The 18592-nt window shown below is 69.0% G+C and carries 17 protein-coding genes and 1 tRNA gene; 9 read left to right on the plus strand and 9 right to left on the minus strand.

Features of this window, described 5'->3' with window-relative positions; genetic code table 11:
- The 8 genes from V6M56_RS03580 to V6M56_RS03615 all read right to left on the minus strand — a co-directional run.
- On the minus strand, nt 1-852 hold an 852-nt coding region (locus V6M56_RS03580), incomplete at its 3' end, for a Bug family tripartite tricarboxylate transporter substrate binding protein (protein ID WP_332681314.1).
- A 351-nt stretch (nt 853-1203) separates the two neighbouring features.
- A complete protein-coding gene (locus V6M56_RS03585) occupies nt 1204-2001 on the minus strand; it encodes an MBL fold metallo-hydrolase (RefSeq protein WP_332681316.1) in 798 nt (265 codons plus the stop codon).
- 17 nt (nt 2002-2018) lie between these two features.
- Entirely contained in the window at nt 2019-2819 is an 801-nt protein-coding gene (locus tag V6M56_RS03590; protein WP_332681317.1) for a TatD family hydrolase, read from the minus strand.
- A complete protein-coding gene (gene metG, locus V6M56_RS03595; RefSeq protein WP_332681318.1) occupies nt 2819-4378 on the minus strand; it encodes a methionine--tRNA ligase in 1560 nt (519 codons plus the stop codon). The genes V6M56_RS03590 and metG overlap by 1 nt, the downstream gene beginning before the upstream one ends.
- Nucleotides 4379-4401: 23 nt before the next feature.
- Nucleotides 4402-5472 carry a DNA polymerase III subunit delta' gene (locus V6M56_RS03600; protein ID WP_332681319.1) on the minus strand — a complete coding sequence of 357 codons (1071 nt, stop codon included), beginning with the start codon at nt 5470-5472 and terminating at the stop codon, nt 4402-4404.
- On the minus strand, nt 5469-6155 hold the full coding sequence (tmk, locus tag V6M56_RS03605; RefSeq protein WP_332681321.1) for a dTMP kinase: 687 nt from the start codon (nt 6153-6155) through the stop codon (nt 5469-5471). Before tmk ends, V6M56_RS03600 begins: the two co-directional genes overlap by 4 nt.
- A gap of 7 nt (nt 6156-6162) precedes the next feature.
- Complete coding sequence (locus V6M56_RS03610; protein ID WP_332681323.1) at nt 6163-7356, minus strand: D-alanyl-D-alanine carboxypeptidase family protein; 1194 nt, start codon at nt 7354-7356, stop codon at nt 6163-6165.
- A 69-nt stretch (nt 7357-7425) separates the two neighbouring features.
- Entirely contained in the window at nt 7426-8577 is a 1152-nt protein-coding gene (locus tag V6M56_RS03615) for a septal ring lytic transglycosylase RlpA family protein (protein WP_332681324.1), read from the minus strand.
- A 423-nt stretch (nt 8578-9000) separates the two neighbouring features.
- On the opposite strand from V6M56_RS03615, the gene V6M56_RS03620 reads away from it, so the two are divergent.
- Nucleotides 9001-9090, plus strand: a tRNA-Ser gene (locus V6M56_RS03620).
- Nucleotides 9091-9130: 40 nt separating this feature from the next.
- The gene (locus tag V6M56_RS03625) at nt 9131-9562 is read left to right on the plus strand and encodes an acyl-CoA thioesterase (RefSeq protein WP_332681326.1); all 432 of its coding nucleotides are present in this window, start codon (nt 9131-9133) and stop codon (nt 9560-9562) included.
- Here the strand turns inward: V6M56_RS03625 and V6M56_RS03630 are convergent.
- Nucleotides 9559-10008, minus strand: a complete 450-nt coding sequence (locus tag V6M56_RS03630; protein ID WP_332681327.1) for a GFA family protein — start codon at nt 10006-10008, stop codon at nt 9559-9561. The genes V6M56_RS03625 and V6M56_RS03630 overlap by 4 nt on opposite strands.
- A gap of 146 nt (nt 10009-10154) precedes the next feature.
- On the opposite strand from V6M56_RS03630, the gene V6M56_RS03635 reads away from it, so the two are divergent.
- From V6M56_RS03635 to V6M56_RS03660, 7 genes are all read left to right on the plus strand, one after another.
- A complete protein-coding gene (locus V6M56_RS03635) occupies nt 10155-10316 on the plus strand; it encodes a hypothetical protein (RefSeq protein WP_332681328.1) in 162 nt (53 codons plus the stop codon).
- Nucleotides 10317-10615: 299 nt separating this feature from the next.
- A complete protein-coding gene (gene kdpF / locus V6M56_RS22645) occupies nt 10616-10702 on the plus strand; it encodes a K(+)-transporting ATPase subunit F (protein WP_442881072.1) in 87 nt (28 codons plus the stop codon).
- A 25-nt stretch (nt 10703-10727) separates the two neighbouring features.
- Nucleotides 10728-12437, plus strand: coding sequence for a potassium-transporting ATPase subunit KdpA (gene kdpA, locus V6M56_RS03640; RefSeq protein WP_332681330.1), 1710 nt, complete (start codon nt 10728-10730; stop codon nt 12435-12437).
- Nucleotides 12438-12459: 22 nt separating this feature from the next.
- Nucleotides 12460-14496, plus strand: coding sequence for a potassium-transporting ATPase subunit KdpB (kdpB, locus tag V6M56_RS03645; RefSeq protein ID WP_332681332.1), 2037 nt, complete (start codon nt 12460-12462; stop codon nt 14494-14496).
- A gap of 22 nt (nt 14497-14518) precedes the next feature.
- Complete coding sequence (gene kdpC / locus V6M56_RS03650; protein WP_332681334.1) at nt 14519-15100, plus strand: potassium-transporting ATPase subunit KdpC; 582 nt, start codon at nt 14519-14521, stop codon at nt 15098-15100.
- A 6-nt stretch (nt 15101-15106) separates the two neighbouring features.
- The gene (locus V6M56_RS03655; protein WP_332681335.1) at nt 15107-17830 is read left to right on the plus strand and encodes a sensor histidine kinase KdpD; all 2724 of its coding nucleotides are present in this window, start codon (nt 15107-15109) and stop codon (nt 17828-17830) included.
- Nucleotides 17827-18522: a response regulator gene (locus V6M56_RS03660; protein ID WP_332681337.1), complete on the plus strand. Its 696-nt coding sequence runs from the start codon at nt 17827-17829 to the stop codon at nt 18520-18522. Before V6M56_RS03655 ends, V6M56_RS03660 begins: the two co-directional genes overlap by 4 nt.
- Nucleotides 18523-18592: the final 70 nt, after the last annotated feature.

Below are 18592 nucleotides of genomic sequence, written 5' to 3' on the forward strand. Positions count from 1 at the left end.
GATCATCGGCGCAGCGAGCGCCTTCTTCAGCTCGGCGGTCATCTTCTCGACGACCTCGGGCGGCGTGTTCTTCGGCGCCCACATCGCATACCAGGTCGAGACCTCGTAGCCGGGAAGCCCCGCCTCGGCCGCGGTCGGAACGTCCGGGAAGGCCGGGGTGCGCTTCGGAGCCGCAACGGCCAGCGCCCTGAGCTTGCCACCGGCGATCTGGGCGGCCGAGGAGCCGAGCCCGTCAAAGGCGAGGTCGACCTGTCCGGCGACGAGATCCTGCATCAGCGGCCCGGCGCCGCGATAGGGCACATGGGTGAAGTTCGCCTTGGTGAGCAGCTTGAACAGCTCGCCGGCGAGATGATGCGTCGTGCCGTTGCCGGCCGAGCCGTAATTGAGCTTGTCCGGGTTCTTGCGGCCGAACTCGATCAACTCGGCCAGCGTCTTGGCCTCGACCTTGCCGGGATGCACGACGACGACCTGCGGTGGCTGCGCGATCACGCCGACGGGGATGAAATCGGTCTCGATGTTGTAGTCGAGCTTGGGGTAGAGCGCCGGCGCGATGGCGTGATGGGCCGCGCCGATGAAGAAGGTGTAGCCGTCACCCGCTGCCTTCGCGGCAGCCGAGGCGCCGACCGTGCCGCCGGCTCCGGCGCGATTGTCGATCAGGATGCGCTGGCCGAGCTGCTGCTCGATCTGCGCCGCCAGCGGCCTGGCGAAGGCGTCGGTGCCGCCGCCGGCCGGGAACGGCACGATGAAGCTGACCGGCTTCTGCGGCCAGGCCTGCGCTTCTGCGGGCGCCGAAGGCACGAATTGTGCGAGGGCCGCGAGCGCGATCGCGCCGAGCCAACCGGATTTGAGCATACTGGATCCTCCCATGAGTAAGCGGAAAGGCTCTTCAAGGCCTTCGCATCCGCGCGCCGCCCGGCAGCGAAGCCGGACGTTCCCGAGGATTAGGGCATCGCGGCTTCGGAATGGCAAGAGAGGCGAGCCGCGTCTCCAGGGTTCGTCGCTGCGCCCCAGCCGGATAGTTGCAGGCCGGGAGCTCCCGGCAGCGCCTGCGCCGGCAGCTTCGAAGAGCGGAGGAGGAGGAGGAAACCGGCAGCTGCTTGGGCCCGGCAATCAGGGCCACGCTCAATTCGCATAAGACATATTATGGAACTTAAACTGACTGATACTTCCTGGCCAAGAGGCCATCTGGGCCGCGTGCCGCGATCAGCCAGTCAGCATCATTCCGTCATAGGCCGGTTCGACATTCACCGGCAAACGCTTGGAAAGAACCGCATAATCGAGATCGACATGCAGATTGGTCAGGACCGTCCGGCGCGGCTTCAGCAGCGCGATCGCGTCGAGCGACTGCTCCAGGTTGAAATGGCTCGGATGCGGCGACTCGCGCAGGCAGTCGAGGATCAGCAGGTCGAGCCCGGCCATCGCCGCCATCGCCTCGGGCGGGATCGCGCTGACATCGGGCGCATAGCCGATGTCGCCGAAGCGGAAGCCGAGAGCGTCATAGCCCGGCCCATGCTCGAGCCGGAACGGCAAGGCCTCGACGGTGCCGCCCGGACCGTCGACGGCGTGGACTTCGCCGGCGGCCAGCGGCGCAAGGTCGAGAATCGGTGGGTAGAGACTGCCCGGCGGCGTCTCGAACAGATAGGCGAAGCGTGCGCGCAGCGTTGCGGCCGTCACCGCATCGGCATGGACCGGGATGCGCTTGCGCATGTGCAGGACCAGCGCGCGCAGATCGTCGATGCCATGGGTATGGTCGGCATGGTCATGGCTGAACAGCACAGCGTCGAGCCGGGTCACGCCGGCGCCGATCAATTGCTCGCGCAGGTCCGGCGTGGTGTCGACCAGCACGCTCGTGGTCCCGGCGGCCCCGGCGCGCTCGACCAGGAGCGAGCAGCGGCGGCGGCGGTTCTTCGGCTCGGCCGGGTCGCAGGCTCCCCAGCCGGAGCCCGGCCGCGGCACGCCGCCCGAAGAACCGCAACCGAGGATCGTGAGCGTCAGGCTCATGCGGCCATCGTCCCGGCTCAGCCGACCTGCGCCGGGCGTGCGGCGTGGTCCATCTTCCAGTAGCAGCGGCGCGCATTCTCGCTCGTGATGCGTGCGATCTCGTCGAAGGAAAGGCCTTTGACGTCAGCCAGAACCTTCGCGGTTTCAACGACATAGGCCGGTTCGTTGCGCTTCCCGCGATAGGGTGACGGCGCCAGATACGGCGCATCGGTCTCGACCAGCAGTCGCTCCAGCGGAATCTCGCGGGCGATGGCGCGCAGCGCTTCCGAGGTCTTGAAGGTCAGGATGCCGGAGAAGGAGACATAGAGGCCGAGTTCGACACCGGTCCGGGCCAGCATTCCGCCGGCGGTGAAGCAGTGCAGGATGGCGTGGAAGGCACCCTTCCCCATCTCCTCGCGTAGGATCGCCGCCATGTCTTCATCGGCTTCGCGGGAATGGATGACGAGCGGCAGCTGCGTCTGCCGCGCTGCGTCGATATGCGTGCGCAGTCCCTGAGCCTGCGCCTCGCGCGGGCTCTTGTCGTAATGGTAGTCGAGCCCGGCCTCGCCGATGGCGACGCAGCGCGGATGGCGCGACAACTCGACCAGTCGATCGGCCGTGACGTCGAGTTCCTCATGCGCGCCATGAGGATGCGTGCCGACCGTGCACCACACGGAGGGGAAGCGTTCGGCCAGCGCCGCATAGGTCGCGAAGCGCGAAACGCGCGTCGAGATCGTCACCATGCGGCCGACGCCGGCCGCTTCCGCCCGGGCAACGTAAGCCTCGATATCCTCGGCGAAGTCGGGGAAGTCGAGATGGCAATGCGTATCGATCAGCATCAGGCAGCCGGAGCTTCTTCGGGCTCGACATAGCGCGGGAAGACCGCGCTCGGCGCCGGCAGGCTGGTGCCCGTGACCAGACGGCCGGCCTCGCCCAACACCGCGAAATCGCGCGCGCCGGCATCGACCGCCAGCAGGTCGAGCAGCCTGGCCATCGCCTGCGGCATGACGGCTTGCGTCAGGATGGCGACCTGCCTGATCGTCTCGATCGTCACATAAAGCACCGTGTCGCGCCGTGCCGGGTCGGTCTTGCTCAGGCGCCAGGGCTCGTTATTGGCGAAATAGCGATTCGCCTCGGCGATCACGGCCCAGATCTCCGCCAGCACGGTGTGAAGCGCGAGATCCTCGATAGCGGCGCGCGACTTCAGCACCAGCCCGTCGGCCTGCGCCAGCATCGCCCGGTCGCCCTCGGTGAGCTCGCCCTGGGCAGGCACCCTGCCCTCGCAATTCTTGGCGATCATCGAGAGCGAGCGCTGCGCCAGGTTGCCGAGGTCGTTGGCGAGATCGGCATTGATCCGCCCGACAATCGCCTCATGGCTGTAATTGCCGTCCTGGCCGAAGGAGACCTCGCGCAGGAAGAAATAGCGCAGCTGGTCGACGCCATAGGCCTTCGCCAGATCGAACGGATCGACGACATTGCCGAGCGACTTCGACATCTTCTCGCCCTTGGTGAGCAGGAAGCCATGGCCGAAGACGCGCTTGGGCAAAGCCAGCCCCGCCGACATCAGGAAGGCCGGCCAGTAGACCGCGTGAAAGCGGATGATGTCCTTGCCGATGACATGGACATCGGCCGGCCAGAAGCGCCAGCGCGGATCCTTCTCGTCCGGGAAGCCGCAGCCGGTGACATAGTTGTTCAGCGCATCGACCCAGACATACATCACATGCTTCGGGTCGCCCGGCACGGGCAGGCCCCAGTCGAAGGTGGTGCGGCTGATCGAGAGGTCCTGCAGCCCGCCCTTGACGAAGCTCACCACCTCGTTGCGGCGCGTGTCGGGGCCGATGAACGCGGGATCGGCTGCGTAATGCGCCAGCAGCCGGTCCTGATAGGCCGAGAGCCGGAAGAAATAGCTCTCCTCCTCGGTCCATTCGACCGGCGTGCCCTGCGGGCCGATGCGGACGCCCTCGGCGTCGAGATGCGTCTCTTCCTCGCCGTAATAGGCCTCGTCGCGCACCGAGTACCAGCCTGCATAGCGGTCGAGATAGATGTCGCCATTGGCCTCCATCCGCCGCCACAATTCGAGCGTCGAGGGCACATGGTCGGCATCGACCGTGCGGATGAAGCGGTCATAGGCACAGTTCAGCGCATCGGCCATCGCCTGGAAACGCGGCGCCGTGCGGTCGACCAGCTCGCGGGCGCTGATGCCCTCCTTCGCCGCGGCTTGAAGGATCTTCAGGCCGTGATCGTCGGTGCCGGTCTGGAAGAAGACGTCGTAGCCATCGAGCCGCTTGAAGCGCGCGATCGCGTCGGCCGCGACCACCTCATAGGCGTGGCCGATATGCGGCGCGCCATTGGGATAAGAGATCGCGGTCGAGATGTAGAAGGTCGGGGCCGAGGCCATGATCTGTCCGGTGCTCTGTCGTTTCAGGCCGCGCGCGACCGGGCTACCGCCTCCGACAGATCGTGAAACAGCGACATGACGAGGGGGCGGCGGTCGAGATTATAGGTTTCCACCTCGCGAGCCGCGCGCGCAAGTCTCTCCCATACCTCCGCGAGGGGTGCAAGCCGCGCCGGCCCGGCGGCGGCATGCGCGTGGAGGTGGCCGCTGAGCCAGCCCTGCACGGTCTCGATCATCACCGCGAACCCGGCCTCGCCGGCCTTGCCTGCGACCTCCTCGCCGAGCGCCAGCAGCGCCGCCAGATCAATGCCCGGCAGGGCGTCGAGGCGCGCCCTCACCGCCTCGACCAGGGCCAGCGTCTCAGGGTCGACATAGCTCAGCGCCCGCTTCACCGAGCCGTCCGAGAGCGCCGCCGCCCGCTGTAGCGCCGAGTCGTCGCAAGGCAGCCCCATCCGCTCGAGCGCCAGCCTTGCCGCCGCGGCGACCTCGCTTTCGCCGAGCGGCTCGAAGGCGAGCAGCCGGCAGCGCGAGCGGATCGTCGGCAGGATCCGGCCCGGTGCATGCGCAACGATCAGGAAGAGCGTGCGGGCCGGCGGCTCCTCCAGCAGCTTCAGCAGGGCATTGCCGGCGGAACGGTCGAGCTCCTCGCTCGAATCGACGATGCAGACCCGCCAGCCGCCCTGCCCGGCGCTGGAGCCGAAGCGCTCGAGCACGCGGCGGACCAGATCGACGGGGATGTTGCTGGTGAAGCTCTTGCCGTCGGGCTTCGGGATGCGCCGCAGCAGATGCAGGTCCGGATGCGACTGCGCCATGATCTTGCGTGTCGCGCCATCCTCGGCGGCCATGGCGAGATCGGTGGCCGCGCCGGCGCGCCGCATCGGATCGCCGTCCGCGAGCAGGAAGCGCGCGACGCGATAGGCGAAGCTCGCCTTGCCTATGCCCTCCGGCCCGCCCAGCAGCCAGGCATGGTGCAGGCGGCCGGAGCGCAGGGCCGCGAGGAAGGCCTGCTCCTGCCGCTGATGGCCGATCAGCGCCAGCGTCTCGCGCGGATGCGGCGCGTTCGGCAGGCGGTCGGGCTCGTTGCTCGATTCGATCATGCGGGCGCAATCTGCGGCAAGGGCAGCCGGCTGGCCAGCGCTTCCCAGGCCTGTTCGACCAGGCGCTCCGGCGTCAGGCTGGCATCGAGCACGACACAGCGCGCGGGCTCGGCCGCGGCGATGTCGAGATAGGCCTGCCGCAAGCGGCGGTGGAAGGCGAGCGTCTCGCTCTCGAAGCGGTCGACCGCCTCGCCCGGCTGCCGGCGGCGGGCGGCGCGGGCCAGTCCGGTCTCGGGCGCCAGGTCGAGGATGAAGGTCAGCTCGGGTTTGAGCCCCGCGATGGCGATCGCTTCCAGCGCCGCAAGCTTGCCGGGAGCGATCTCGCCCAGGGCGCCCTGGTAGACCCGCGTCGAGTCGATGAAACGGTCGCAGATCACCCAGGCGCCGCGCTCCAGCGCCGGCCGAATCCGTCGGTCGATATGGTCGATGCGCGCCGCGGAGAACATCAGCGCCTCGGCAAAGGCACCAAAAGGCTTGACCTGGCCTGCCAGCAGCGAGGTCCGGATGCGCTCGGCCTTCGGCGAGCCGCCGGGCTCGCGCGTCAGTTCGACGGCGATTCCCAGCGCCTCGAGACGGCTGGCCAGCGCCTTCGCCAGCGTCGACTTGCCGGCCCCCTCCCCGCCCTCCAGCGTGATGAAATGCCCGGCTTCCGGCACAGCCGGGGTGAGTTTCCGTTTCGCCATCCTGCGCTCAGCTCCGGCCGAGCGCCTTGCGGACCCAGCCCGTCGCCGCTTCGAACAACGCATCGAGGGCGCGCTGCTGCAGGCTGCCGATCCGCACCGCCTCGGCCGTGTAGAGCGGGATGTCGAGCGTCTTGACCTCGCCCCGCGTCACCAGCAGCCGGGCCACCTGCGCGCCCTCCTCCACCGGCGCCTGCAAGGGCCCCTGGTAGACGATGCGGGCATTGAGCCGCTCGCTGCTGCCGCGCGGCACCAGCAGGTTGACCGGCCCCTTGGCCCGGAGCGCGACCCGTCCCTTCTCGCCACCGAAGACGCTGGCCTCCCCGACGGTTTCGCCCGCCGCGAAGACCTGGCGCTGCTCGAAGGAACGGAAGCCCCATTCCAGCAGCTTGCGCCCCTCATTCGCCCGCTCGCGGGCATTCTTCAGCCCGGTGAGCACGACGATCAGGCGCTGCTCCTTCTGGACCGCCGAACCGACCAGCCCATAGCCGGAATCGTCGACATTGCCGGTCTTCAGGCCGTCGGCGCCGATATCCATCGCCAGCAGCGGGTTGCGGTTCTGCTGCTTGATCTTGTTCCAGGTGAACTCGCGCTGGCCGAAGATCCGGTAGAGCTCCGGATAGGTCTTGATGATGTGGTCGGAAAGCCGCGCCATCTCCCGGGCAGTGACCTTCTGCTGCGGATCGGCCATGCCCGTCGCATTGCGGAAGACCGATTTGCTCAGGCCGAGTGCCCGCACGCGCTCCGTCATCAGCCGCGCGAAATTCGCCTCGTCGCCGGCGATCGCCTCGGCCAGGGCGATGGCGGCGTCGTTGCCGGACTGCACGATCAGGCCCTGCAGCATGTCGCCGAGCTTCACCCGGCTGTTGACCTCGGCGAACATGGTCGAGCCGCCGGAGATGCCACCGCCCTTGCGCCAGGCGTTCTCCGAGATCGAGATCTCGGTGTCGAGGGTCATCCGGCCCTCTGCGATCTCCTGGAAGACGACCAGCGCCGTCGCGATCTTGGCGAGGCTGGCCGGTACCACCAACTCATCGGCCGCCTTCTCGTAGAGGACGGCGCCGCTGCCGGAATCGAGCAGGACCGCATGGGGCGCAGCCGACTGGAAGCTCTGGGCGCCAGCCGCGCCGGGAACTGCGGCGAGCAAAAAGGCCAGGGCGCCGAGAGAGCGCAAGCCACCCGACAGGAAACGGCCGAACGCCATGATTGAACGAGTTTGCGCCATATCAGGATCAGATGATGGCGCGCGCCGGGCGGTCAAGCCCGGAGCGGATCAATTCCGCGCAAGCGGCTGAAGAACCTGCGGCTTCACGCCGGAGGCCAGCGGATGGCCAGCTGCGAAGCGCGCGCTCGGCGCCTTCTCCGGCGCGGCGAACAGGCTTGCGACGCTGGTGCGCGGCGCCCGCAACGGCATCGTCGCGACGGCGGGGCGCAGCACTGGCACCGGGGTGCCGGCATTGGCGATGGTGTCGAGGTCGAACGGGCGCTCGGGCGGAAGCCTGACGCCGCGCACCGGCACGCCTTCGGCTTGGAAGCTGGCGGTCGTAACCTGGATCGGGCTCTGCGGCGCAGGCGTCCGCTCGGCATAGGCCTGCACCACCGGCTGCGACGCACGGGCGGGAACCGGGGCCGGCTGCGGGCGTTGATCCTCGATGTCGGGACTGGGCGTGCGGTCGAGATCGACCTGCGTCGTGCTGGCGATAAGGGTGCGCGAGCTCTGCCCCGGGATCGAGGCCGGCTGGCCGTCGGTGCGCAGCGAGGCGAGCAGAAGCTTGTCGTCGGAGCCGCCGAGCGAAGCTTGGCCGAGATACTCGACCTTGACGCGCGCCGTGCCGAGATGACGGAAGGCGAGCGCGTCGGCGGTACGCTGCGACACGTCCATGATCCGGCCGCCATGGAACGGGCCGCGATCGTTGACGCGCACGATGATCGAGCGGTGGTTGATCACATTGGTGACACGGGCATAGGCCGGCAGCGGCATGGTCGGGTGCGCGGCGCTGATGCCATGGCGGTCGTAGACTTCGCCGTTGGCGGTGCGGCGGCCATGGAAGGCCTCGCCATACCAGGAGGCGGTGCCGACCAGCGTATGGCCGACAGGCTTGTCGTATGGCGTGTAGCGCTTGCCGGCGACCGTATAGCTGCGGCCGATCAACTGCCGCCCGCCGCCCTTGGGAACCGGCTGGCCGTCCTCGACGACACGGGCGCTGGCCGGCCCGTATTTCGACGATGGGAAGGCACCGATCTCTTTCGACTTGCCACGGCGGGCCACGCCATCATTGGCGCAATTGGCGAGGAACAGGCCGGCGAGCGCGACGCAACCGAGGCGTGCGGCAGTCTTGAGGACGGGCTTGCGGGAGCGGGCGTCGTCGCGGGCTGCATTGGCGCGGGATACCACCGGAGCCGAAGAGCTTGCGCCTCGCATCATGCCTTAAGTTCCCGCTTCTGCGCCAAAAAACATGCTGCCGACGCCACGCGATCGCGGCGAAGCAGGAGCTTTCGGCCAATCCTGTTAAGGGATCGTTAAGTCGGCGAGGCGTGGACGCGACACCGTTAACGGAAACCCAGCCACCCCCCTTGGGCGGGCACAAAGGTGTCGGAAATGCGGCAACTGTCAATCCGTCACCATGCCGGCGCCATTTTTCGGGCCAGAGTTGCAGCGCCGCAACGCCCGTCATCCTGCCTCGACACGCCCGGAGCCGGCCCTGCGAGCGCCCTGGAAGAACTCTCGTAAACAACTGGCAAGAAACGATAAAGCTGACGATATCGGCCAAGGGGAAAGGCGCCGTTCGCAGCGCCGGCACCGGCGCGCTTGCAAAAACCCGCCGGCAACGGCAATGACGGGCGTGCCGGAAGGGTGGCCGAGTGGTTTAAGGCAGCGGTCTTGAAAACCGCCGTGGGTGAAAGCCCACCGTGGGTTCGAATCCCACCCCTTCCGCCAGTAGCGGCGGCGTCCGATCCGGCCGCGCGCGGAGGCCGCCTTGTCCGACGAGATCGCCATTGCCGATTTTCCGCTGCGAACCCGGGACAAGCTCCGCTACGGCGACACCGACCGGCAGGGCCACATCAATAATGCCGTGTTCTCGACCCTGCTCGAAACCGGCCGCGTCGAGCTGATCTACGATGCGCAGGTTCCGCTGGCCGAGCCTGGTGGCGCCTTCGTCGTCGCTCGCCTCGAAGTCGACTTCCGCGCCGAGATGCACTGGCCGGGCGAGGTCGAGATCGGCAGCCGCGTCGCCGCGGTCGGCCGCAGTTCGATCCGGCTGGAGCAGGCGCTGTTCCAGGGCGGACGCTGCACCGCCAGCGCCATCACCGTGCTGGTGCTGATGGACGACGAGACGCGGCGCTCGCGGCCGCTGTCCGAAACGACGCGGCGGCGGCTGGCGCTCCTGGCCGCGCCGGCGCCGGCTTAACCCGGCCCCTCCTCGCCCGGCCAGCCGACCAGTTCCGTCGGCGTCCAGCGCGCCTTTCGGCGCTCGAGCCGGCCGTCGATCGATTCGCCACTGAAATCCCGGGGCTCGGCCGGTCGGGTAAAGCGGATACGCTCGTCGAGCGTATCGATGTTGATCGTCGTCCAGACCCGGCCGCGCTCGCGCATCAGCATGGCGACATAGACGCCGCAGCGCCGGCAGAGCACGACCTCGGAGGCGCCGAGCCCGAACCGGTAGCGCTGCAGCTCGGCCGGCTCATGCACGATCAGGCGTGCGTGCGCCTTCGGATCGGATACCGTGCGGGCATTGTGCTTGCGGCAGAACGAGCACTGGCAGGCGCCGAGAATCTGATCCTCCGGCGGCCGCGAAATCCGGAGATCGACGCCTAGCGCGCCGCAATGGCAGCCGCCGCGAAACCGATACTCCATTGCCACCTCCCCTCGCTCGCGCCGCTCGCATCACCGCCTCTCGCCAGAGAGGCACGACTCATCAGCGATAGTCATCAGCCGCTCGCGATTTTTCTCGGAACCCGCCGCCACGCGCGGCGTTTCGCGAACAACGGGAGGGAAAATCCATGCAAGGCATCCTCGCTGCCTCGACGCTGTTCCTTGCCGTCGGCCTTTCCGCCGTGACGATGGGCATGATCCCGCTCCACGGAGTCGTGAACGAAATCGTGTGGGCGGGCATGGCCCTCTCGGCATTCGTCACCGCCGCCGGGCTCGACGCGGCCAACTGACTGCGGCGCGCGGCGCCTGAGCACAAGCCATCTATGACGTAACGGCGCCGGCCTGGCGTGGACAGGGATCGCCCGCGACGCGCCGGCAACTGCCCGCCTTCGCGCCTGCGGCCCTTATGCAGCCCTTATGCTGCCCCCCGCCCTTCCCGCTCGACCCCTTACCCTGCCCGCCCCCACATCTCCGGCCTGAAACACAGGCTGGAGATCGAAATGGCCGACATTCTGTTCTTTGCGCTCGGGACCGGGGCCTTCGCGCTTTTCGGCCTCTATGCGGCGCTGCTGCGCAAGGTCTGACGGCCATGGCGCTCACCGTCCTTTATGCGACCGCCGCCATCGGGCTCGCGGTCTACATGGTCGCCGCGCTGCTGCGCCCCGACCGCTTCTGAACTCGAAAGACAAAGGAGACCTCGCATGGAATGGCGGGGCTGGGCCGAGATCGCTCTGACGATCGCGTTGACGGTGGCCGTGGGCTGGCCGCTCGGAATCTTCATGGCACGCGTCTGGGCCGGCGGGCGCACCGGGCTCGACCCGGTGCTGCGGCCGGTCGAGGCCGGGCTCTATGCTGCGCTCGGCGTCGACCGGGGCAAGGGCCAGAACTGGTACGGCTATGCCGGCGCGCTGATCGCCTTCAGCGCCGCGGGCTTCGTGCTGCTCTACTTGCAATTGCGCCTGCAGAACCTGCTGCCGCTGAACCCGCAAGGGTTCGACGGCCTCTCGCCGCATCTCGCCTTCAACACGGCGGTCAGCTTCGTCACCAACACCAACTGGCAGTCCTATGGCGGCGAGACGACGATGAGCCATCTTTCCCAGATGATGGGGCTGACGGTGCAGAACTTCGTCTCCGCCGGCGCCGGGCTCGCCGTCGCCTGCGCCGTATCGCGCGCCTTCGTCGCCGATCGCGGCGAGAACCTCGGCAATTTCTGGGTCGATCTGACCCGCAGCGTTCTATACGTCCTGCTGCCGGTCTCGATCGTGACCGCGCTCGCGCTGGTCGCGGCCGGCGTGCCGCAAAGCCTGCTCGCCAATGTCGAGGCGGCGACCGTCGAAGGCGCGAAGCAGGTCATCGCGCTGGCACCGACGGCGAGCCAGGAAGCGATCAAGCAATGGGGCACCAATGGCGGTGGCCTGTTCAACGTCAACTCGGCCCACCCGTTCGAGAATCCGACACCACTGACCAACCTGATCGAGGTGATCTCGCTGAACGCGCTCGCCTTCGGCACGGTCGTCGCCTTCGGCCGTGCCGTCGGCGCCCGCAAGGAAGCCCGTGCCCTGCTGGCGGTGATGGTCATCCTCGTCGCGGCGGCCGCCTCGGCGATCTATGCCTCCGAGACCCTGACGCCGCAGCCGGCGATGATCGCCGCCGGCATCACCGACGCACCCGCCAATATGGAAGGCAAGGAAGTGCGCTTCGGCCCCGCCGCCTCGGCGATGTGGGCGGCGCAGACCACCGGCGCCTCGAACGGCTCGGTCAATGCGATGCACGGCTCGTTCATGCCGCTCGGCGGCGGCGTCGCGATGTTCATGATGCAGCTTGGCGAGATCCTGCCCGGCGGCGTCGGCTCCGGCCTCTACGGCATGGTGGTGATGGCGCTGCTCGCCGTCTTCGTCGCCGGGCTGATGGTCGGGCGCACGCCGGAATATCTCGGCAAGAAGGTCGAGGCGCGCGAGATCAAGTTCGCCATGCTGGCGGTGCTGATCCTGCCGCTTGCCATCCTCGGCTTCTCGGCCGTCGCGGCGGTGCTGCCTGTCGCGCTCGAGGGGCTGCTCAACAAGGGCCCGCGCGGGCTGAGCGAAATCCTCTACGCCTACTCCTCGGCGGCAGGAAACAACGGTTCGGCCTTCGCCGGTCTGACCGCCAACGCGCCCTGGTGGAACACCACGCTCGGCATCGCCATGCTGCTCGGCCGCTTCGCCTATGTCGTCCCGGTGCTGGCCATGGCCGGCGCCATCGCCGCCAAGCCGAAGCTGCAGCCGACAGCCGGCACCTTGCCGGCCGACAGCCCGCTCTTCGTAGGCCTGCTGCTCGGCATCGTCCTGATCCTGGGCGGTCTGCAATATTTCCCCGCGCTCGCGCTTGGGCCGATCGTCGAGCACTTCCAGGTGCTTGCGGCTAGCCGCTGAGCCGAAAAAGGAACCGACTTCGATGAGCTTATCACTCGCCAGATCCGGCGCTTTCGACCAGGCCGTGATCCTCACGGCCCTGAAGAGCGCCTTCACCAAGCTCGACCCGCGCGCGCTAGCCGGCAATCCGGTCATCCTCGCCACCGAGGTCGTGGCGGCGTTGGCCACGGTCTCGGCCGTGGTCGCCATCGCGGGCGGCCAGCCGGCCGCCTTCCCGGTCCAGATCGCGACCTGGCTCTGGCTGACCGTGCTCTTCGCCAATTTCGCCGAGGCGATCGCCGAGGGGCGCGGCAAGGCAGCGGCGGATTCGCTGCGCGCCACCCGCGTCACCACCAAGGCCAAGCTGATCATCGACGCCTCGCGCAATGCGATGATCCCGACGCCGGCCCATGAGCTCGCACCCGGCGACATCGTGCTGGTCGAGGCCGGCGACGTCGTCCCCGCCGACGGCGAGATCGTCGAGGGCGTCGCCTCGGTCAACGAGGCGGCGATTACCGGCGAATCCGCCCCCGTCATCCGCGAGAGCGGCGGCGACCGCTCGGCCGTCACCGGCGGCACCACCGTCGTCTCCGACTGGATCAAGGTGAAGGTCACCTCGCGGCCGGGCTCCTCCTTCCTCGACCGGATGATCGCCATGGTCGAGGGCGCCGACCGGCGCAAGACCCCGAACGAGCTGGCGCTCGCCGTGCTGCTCGCCGGGCTGACGCTGGTCTTCCTGATCGCCGTGGTGACCCTGACCGGGCTCGGCGCCTTCTCGAACGTCTCGCTCGACCCGATGGTGCTCGGCGCCCTCTTCGTCACCCTGATCCCGACCACGATCGGCGGCCTGCTCAGCGCCGTCGGCATCGCCGGCATGGATCGGTTGCTCAAGGTCAACGTGCTGGCTACCTCCGGCCGCGCCGTCGAGGCGGCCGGCGACATCGACACGCTCCTGCTCGACAAGACCGGCACCATCACTTTCGGCAACCGCATGGCGGTCGAGGTCATCCCCGCGCCGGGCACGCGCCCGGATGCCGCCCTGCGCGCTGCGCTGATGGCCTCGCTCTCCGACGAGACGCCGGAAGGCCGCTCGATCGTTGAGCTGGCCCGCGGCCTGGGGATCGAGGCGGAGATCCCCGCCGGGGCGACCGCGATCCCGTTCAGTGCGACGACCCGCCAGTCCGGCCTCGACGTCGACGGCAGGTCCTGGCGCAAGGGCGCGGTCGACGCGGTGATCAGGACCCTCGACCTCAGCGAGGGCCAGGTCCTGCCCGAGCTGCGCCAGGCGATCGACGCGATCGCCCGTTCGGGTGGCACGCCGCTCGCCGTCAGCGAGAATGGCGCGCTTGCCGGCGTCATCCACCTCAAGGACGTGGTCAAGCCGGGCGTCAAGGAGCGCTTCGCCGACCTGCGCCGCATGGGCGTGCGCACCGTGATGATCACCGGCGACAACCCGGTCACCGCCGCAGCCATCGCCTCCGAAGCCGGCGTCGACGACTTCCTCGCCGAGGCGACGCCCGAGGACAAGCTGCGCATCATCCGCGCCGAGCAGGCCAAGGGCCGGCTGGTGGCGATGTGCGGCGACGGCGCCAACGACGCCCCGGCGCTCGCCCAGGCGGATGTCGGCGTCGCCATGCAGACCGGCGCCCAGGCGGCGCGCGAGGCCGGCAACATGGTCGATCTCGACTCGGACCCGACCAAGGTCCTGGAGATCGTCGAGGTCGGCAAGCAGCTGCTGATCACCCGCGGCGCGCTCACCACCTTCTCGATCGCCAACGACGTGGCGAAATATTTCGCCATCATCCCGGCCCTCTTCGTCGGCTCGCTGCCGGCGCTGGGCGCGCTCAACGTCATGGGCCTGTCGAGCCCGCAGAGCGCCATTCTCTCGGCGGTGATCTTCAACGCGCTGGTCATCGTCGCGCTGATCCCGCTGGCGCTGCGCGGCGTGCGCTACCGGGCGATCGGCGCGGCAAAGCTGCTCTCGCGCAACCTCACCCTCTACGGCATCGGCGGGCTGATCGCGCCCTTCATCGGCATCAAGCTGATCGACGTGATCGTCGCGGCGCTCGGGCTCGCCTGAGTCGCGGGAAAGGACAAAATTCATGATCTCGCATCTTCGCCCCGCCATCGTCTCGATGGTCTTCTTCACCCTCCTGCTCGGCCTCGCCTATCCCTTGGGCGTCACCGGCCTCGCCCAGGCGCTGTTTCCGGCGCAGGCCGGCGGCTCGCTGCTCTACAATGCGAACGGCGTAGTCATCGGCTCGCAATGGATCGGCCAGAACTTCAAGGGCGAGGCCTATCTGCGCCCCCGCCCCTCGGCCGCCGGCAAGGAGGGCTATGACGCCTCCTCGTCCTCGGGCTCGAATTTCGGCCCGCTGAACGAGGATCTCGCCGCCCGCATCAAGGCCGATGCCGAGACGCTGCGCACGGAGGCCACCGCCCCGATCCCGGTCGACGCGGTCACCGCCTCCGCCTCGGGCCTCGACCCGCATGTCTCGCCGGCCTACGCGGCGCGGCAGGTCGCGCGCATCGCCGCCGCTCGCAAGGTCGCGCCGGCCGAGATATTGGCGGTGATCGCCGCCAATACCGAAGGCTCGACCTTCGGATTGCTGGGCGAGCCGCGTGTCAACGTGCTCGCCGTCAACATTGCTCTCGACGCGCGCTATCCGCGGCCGCAACCTTAAAGGGCCATGACAACGGACGAGTCACGCTTCCGGGAAGAGGGTCGCCCCGACCCCGACGCCCTGCTCTCATCGGCCGGCCGCGGCAAGCGCGGCCGGCTGAAGATCTTTCTCGGCATGGCGCCGGGGGTCGGCAAGACCTATGAGATGCTGACGCAGGGACGCCGAGCCCAGGCCGAGCATGGCGAGGTGCTGGTCGGCGTCGTCGAGACCCATGGCCGCCGTGAGACAGAAGCGCTGCTCGAGGGGCTCGAGGTCATGGCGCGCCGGCCGATCGAGCATCGCGGCCGCATCCTGATGGAGTTCGACCTCGATGCCGCGCTGGCCTGCAAGCCGCGCCTGCTGCTGGTCGACGAATACGCCCACTCCAACGCCCCCGGCAGCCGCCATCCCAAGCGCTGGCAGGATGTCGAGGAGCTGCTGCAGGCCGGCATCGACGTCTGGACGACGCTGAATGTCCAGCACCTCGAGAGCCTGGTCGAGGTGATCTGGAAGATCACCGGCGCGCGCCAGCGCGAGACAGTGCCCGACAGCGCGCTCAGCCGGGCCGACGAGATCGAGCTGATCGACATCACCCCGACCGAGCTGCGCCAGCGCATGGACGAGGGCAAGGTCTACCTGCCCGAGACCGCGCGGCTCGCCGCGAGCAATTTCTTCAAGCCCGAAAACCTGACCGCGCTGCGCGAGCTCGCCTTGCGCCGGGCGGCGCAGACGGTCGACGACCAGCTCAGCCAGGCGATGAAGCGCGCCGGCGTCGAGGGCCCCTGGGCCGCCGGCGAGCGCATCCTCGTCCTGATCGGACCCGACGCCATGGCCGGGCCGCTGGTCCGTGCCGGCCGGCGGCTCTCGGACATGATGATGGACGCGCCCTGGACCGTCGCCCATGTCGAGAGGCCGAACCGCGCGGCGCCGGACGCTGGGCGAGGCCTGCCGCTGGTCGAGGCGCTGAAGCTCGCCGAGCAGCTCGGCGGGGCGAGCGTCGTCCTCAACGGCGACGACCTCGTCGGCGCCGTGCTGGAATACGCCAGGCGCAACAACGTCACCCAGATCGTCGTCGGCAAATCGCACCGCCGGGGCTGGCGGGCGCTGCTCCACCGCTCGCTGGCGCCCGAGCTGCTGAAGGCGCAGAACGGGGCGGCGCTGCACATCATCACCGAAACGGCAGCGGGACCGGCACCGGAACCCGCCATCGCGCCGGCAAAGCCCCGTTTCGCCTGGCGCGGTCACCTCGGCGCCATTGCGATGGTCGCGGTGGCCATCGGGCTCGCGGCCCTGCTCGACCGGCACGTCGAGAACGCCAACCTCGCCATGCTGTTCATGGTCAGCGTGCTAGGCTCCGGCCTCGCCTTCGGGCTCTGGCCGGCGGTCACGGCCGCCGCGCTCGCCGCCTTCGCCTATAACTTCTTCTTCCTGCAGCCGCGGCTTTCCTTCTGGATCGGCCACCCCGCCGACGTGCTGACCTTCCTGGTGTTCTTCGCCGTCGCCATGACCACGGGCGGCCTGACCGGGCGTGTCCGTGACCAGGCGAAAGCGACGGCACGGCGCGCCTCGGCCATCACCGCCCTGCTCGCCGCCAGCCGCCGCCTCTCCGGCGCTGCCCGCAAGGAGGATGCCGCCGCCATTCTCGCCGAGCAGGTCTCGGCCGCGACCTCCGGCAAGGTCGTGGTCCTGCTGCCGACGGATGGCGAGATCGCCGCCATCGCCGGGGCGCCCGAGCTGGAACCGCTCTCGACCGCCGACATGACCGCCGCGCGCTGGACCTGGAATCGCGGCGAGCCGGCCGGCGCCGGCACCGGCACCTTGCCCAATGCCGGCTGGACCTTCCGCCCGCTGCAGGGCGTGCGCTCGCGCTCCGGCGTGGTCGGCTTCGAACCCAGCTCCCTGGCGGCGGCCGAGAATGAACGGTTCGCACTCGCCTTGCTCGACCAGGGCGCGATCGCCATCGAACGCGCAGAGCTTGCCGCCGCCGCGGTCGATGCCGAAGCGCTGCGCCGCAGCGACCGCCTGCGCGCGGCGCTGCTCAACTCGGTCAGCCATGACCTGCGCACCCCGCTGGCGACCGTGCTCGGCTCGGCCACCACCCTGATCGACTACGGCGCCTCGATGAAGCCCGCGGTGCGCGACGATCTGCTGCTCTCGATCCGCGAGGACGCGGAGCGGCTCAACCGCTATGTCGGCGATCTGCTCGACATGGCGAAGCTGGAGGGCGGCGCTTTGCTGGCGCGGCGCGACTGGATCGACGTCCGCGAAGTGATAGCGGCGGCGCTGGCGCGCGTCGCGCGCCGGCTCGGCCAGCGCCGGGCACTGCGCGATTTCCCGGCGGAGCTCTCCATGGTCCGCGCCGATCCGGTCCTGCTCGAGCAGGTGCTGGTCAACATTCTCGAAAACGCCATCACCTACAGCGAGGATGGCGCGCTGATCGAGACGGCCGCCTTTGAAGACCGGGGCAATGTCGTGATCTCGATCGAGGACGAGGGCCGCGGCATTCCGACCGCCGAGCTGGAGCGAGTCTTCGAGAAATTCCGCCGCCTCGAGGAGGCGATCGATCGCGGCGGCGAGCGCGGCAAGGGCGCCGGCCTCGGCCTCGCCATCGCCAAGGGCTTCGTCGAGGCGATGGGCGGGCGGATCGCCGCCGCCAGCCCGATCCGCGAACGCCCCGACGGCTCGAAGGGCGGCACCCGCATCCTGATCAGCCTGCGCAAGGAAGTCGCAGGCGGAAAGACAAGCTCATGACGGCCTTCCGGCCCCGCATCCTCGTCATCGACGACGAGCCCCAGATCCATCGTTTCCTCGGCCCCGCCCTCGACGCGGCCGGCTACGAGCCGGTCCGCGCCGACGACGCCACGGCCGGACTGCGCGAGATCGCCCGCAAGCCGCCGGACGCGGTGGTGCTCGATCTCGGCCTGCCCGACATGGACGGCAAGGAGGCGCTGGCCAAGGCGCGCGCCTTCTATGACGGGCCGGTGATCATCCTTTCGGCCCGCGACCGCGAGACCGAGAAGATCGACGCGCTCGATGCCGGCGCCGACGACTATGTCGAGAAGCCCTTCGGCGTCGGCGAATTGCTGGCGCGGCTGCGGGTCGCACTGCGCCACCGTCTCGAACGGCAGGGCGCCGAGCCCGTGCTCGTCGCCGGAGCGGTCGAGATCGACCTGGTCAACCGCCGCGTCAGCCGCGCCGGCGTCCCGGTGAAGCTCTCGCCCAAGGAATACGATCTGCTCGCCTGTCTCGCCGGCGGCCATGGCCGCGTGCTCACCCACAAGCAGATCCTGACCGCCGTCTGGGGCCCAGCCCATGAGCACGATGTGCAGTATCTGCGGGTCTTCGTCGGCCAGTTGCGCCAGAAGCTCGAGGACGACCCCTCGACGCCCCGGCTGATCGAGACCGAGCCCGGCGTCGGCTACCGGCTCGGCGGTCTGGCCTGACGAACGGCCGCGGTCGCCCGCCGGCAATCCCCGGGGGCCGAGCGCAAAAGACAAATCTCCCACCGCAGAG

Source organism: Allobosea sp., assembly GCF_036675845.1.
Taxonomy (GTDB): domain Bacteria; phylum Pseudomonadota; class Alphaproteobacteria; order Rhizobiales; family Beijerinckiaceae; genus Allobosea.

What these genes read in the sequence shown, in the direction of transcription:
- V6M56_RS03585 (WP_332681316.1), bottom strand. Translation starts at nt 2,001, where the DNA reads ATGAGCCTGACGCTCACGATCCTCGGTTGCGGTTCTTCGGGCGGCGTG.
- V6M56_RS03590 (WP_332681317.1), bottom strand. Translation starts at nt 2,819, where the DNA reads ATGCTGATCGATACGCATTGCCATCTCGACTTCCCCGACTTCGCCGAG.
- metG (WP_332681318.1), bottom strand. Translation starts at nt 4,378, where the DNA reads ATGGCCTCGGCCCCGACCTTCTACATCTCGACCGCGATCTCTTATCCC.
- V6M56_RS03600 (WP_332681319.1), bottom strand. Translation starts at nt 5,472, where the DNA reads ATGATCGAATCGAGCAACGAGCCCGACCGCCTGCCGAACGCGCCGCAT.
- tmk (WP_332681321.1), bottom strand. Translation starts at nt 6,155, where the DNA reads ATGGCGAAACGGAAACTCACCCCGGCTGTGCCGGAAGCCGGGCATTTC.
- V6M56_RS03610 (WP_332681323.1), bottom strand. Translation starts at nt 7,356, where the DNA reads ATGGCGTTCGGCCGTTTCCTGTCGGGTGGCTTGCGCTCTCTCGGCGCC.
- V6M56_RS03615 (WP_332681324.1), bottom strand. Translation starts at nt 8,577, where the DNA reads ATGATGCGAGGCGCAAGCTCTTCGGCTCCGGTGGTATCCCGCGCCAAT.
- V6M56_RS03630 (WP_332681327.1), bottom strand. Translation starts at nt 10,008, where the DNA reads ATGGAGTATCGGTTTCGCGGCGGCTGCCATTGCGGCGCGCTAGGCGTC.
- V6M56_RS03635 (WP_332681328.1), top strand. Translation starts at nt 10,155, where the DNA reads ATGCAAGGCATCCTCGCTGCCTCGACGCTGTTCCTTGCCGTCGGCCTT.
- kdpF (WP_442881072.1), top strand. Translation starts at nt 10,616, where the DNA reads ATGGCGCTCACCGTCCTTTATGCGACCGCCGCCATCGGGCTCGCGGTC.
- kdpA (WP_332681330.1), top strand. Translation starts at nt 10,728, where the DNA reads ATGGAATGGCGGGGCTGGGCCGAGATCGCTCTGACGATCGCGTTGACG.
- kdpB (WP_332681332.1), top strand. Translation starts at nt 12,460, where the DNA reads ATGAGCTTATCACTCGCCAGATCCGGCGCTTTCGACCAGGCCGTGATC.
- kdpC (WP_332681334.1), top strand. Translation starts at nt 14,519, where the DNA reads ATGATCTCGCATCTTCGCCCCGCCATCGTCTCGATGGTCTTCTTCACC.
- V6M56_RS03655 (WP_332681335.1), top strand. Translation starts at nt 15,107, where the DNA reads ATGACAACGGACGAGTCACGCTTCCGGGAAGAGGGTCGCCCCGACCCC.
- V6M56_RS03660 (WP_332681337.1), top strand. Translation starts at nt 17,827, where the DNA reads ATGACGGCCTTCCGGCCCCGCATCCTCGTCATCGACGACGAGCCCCAG.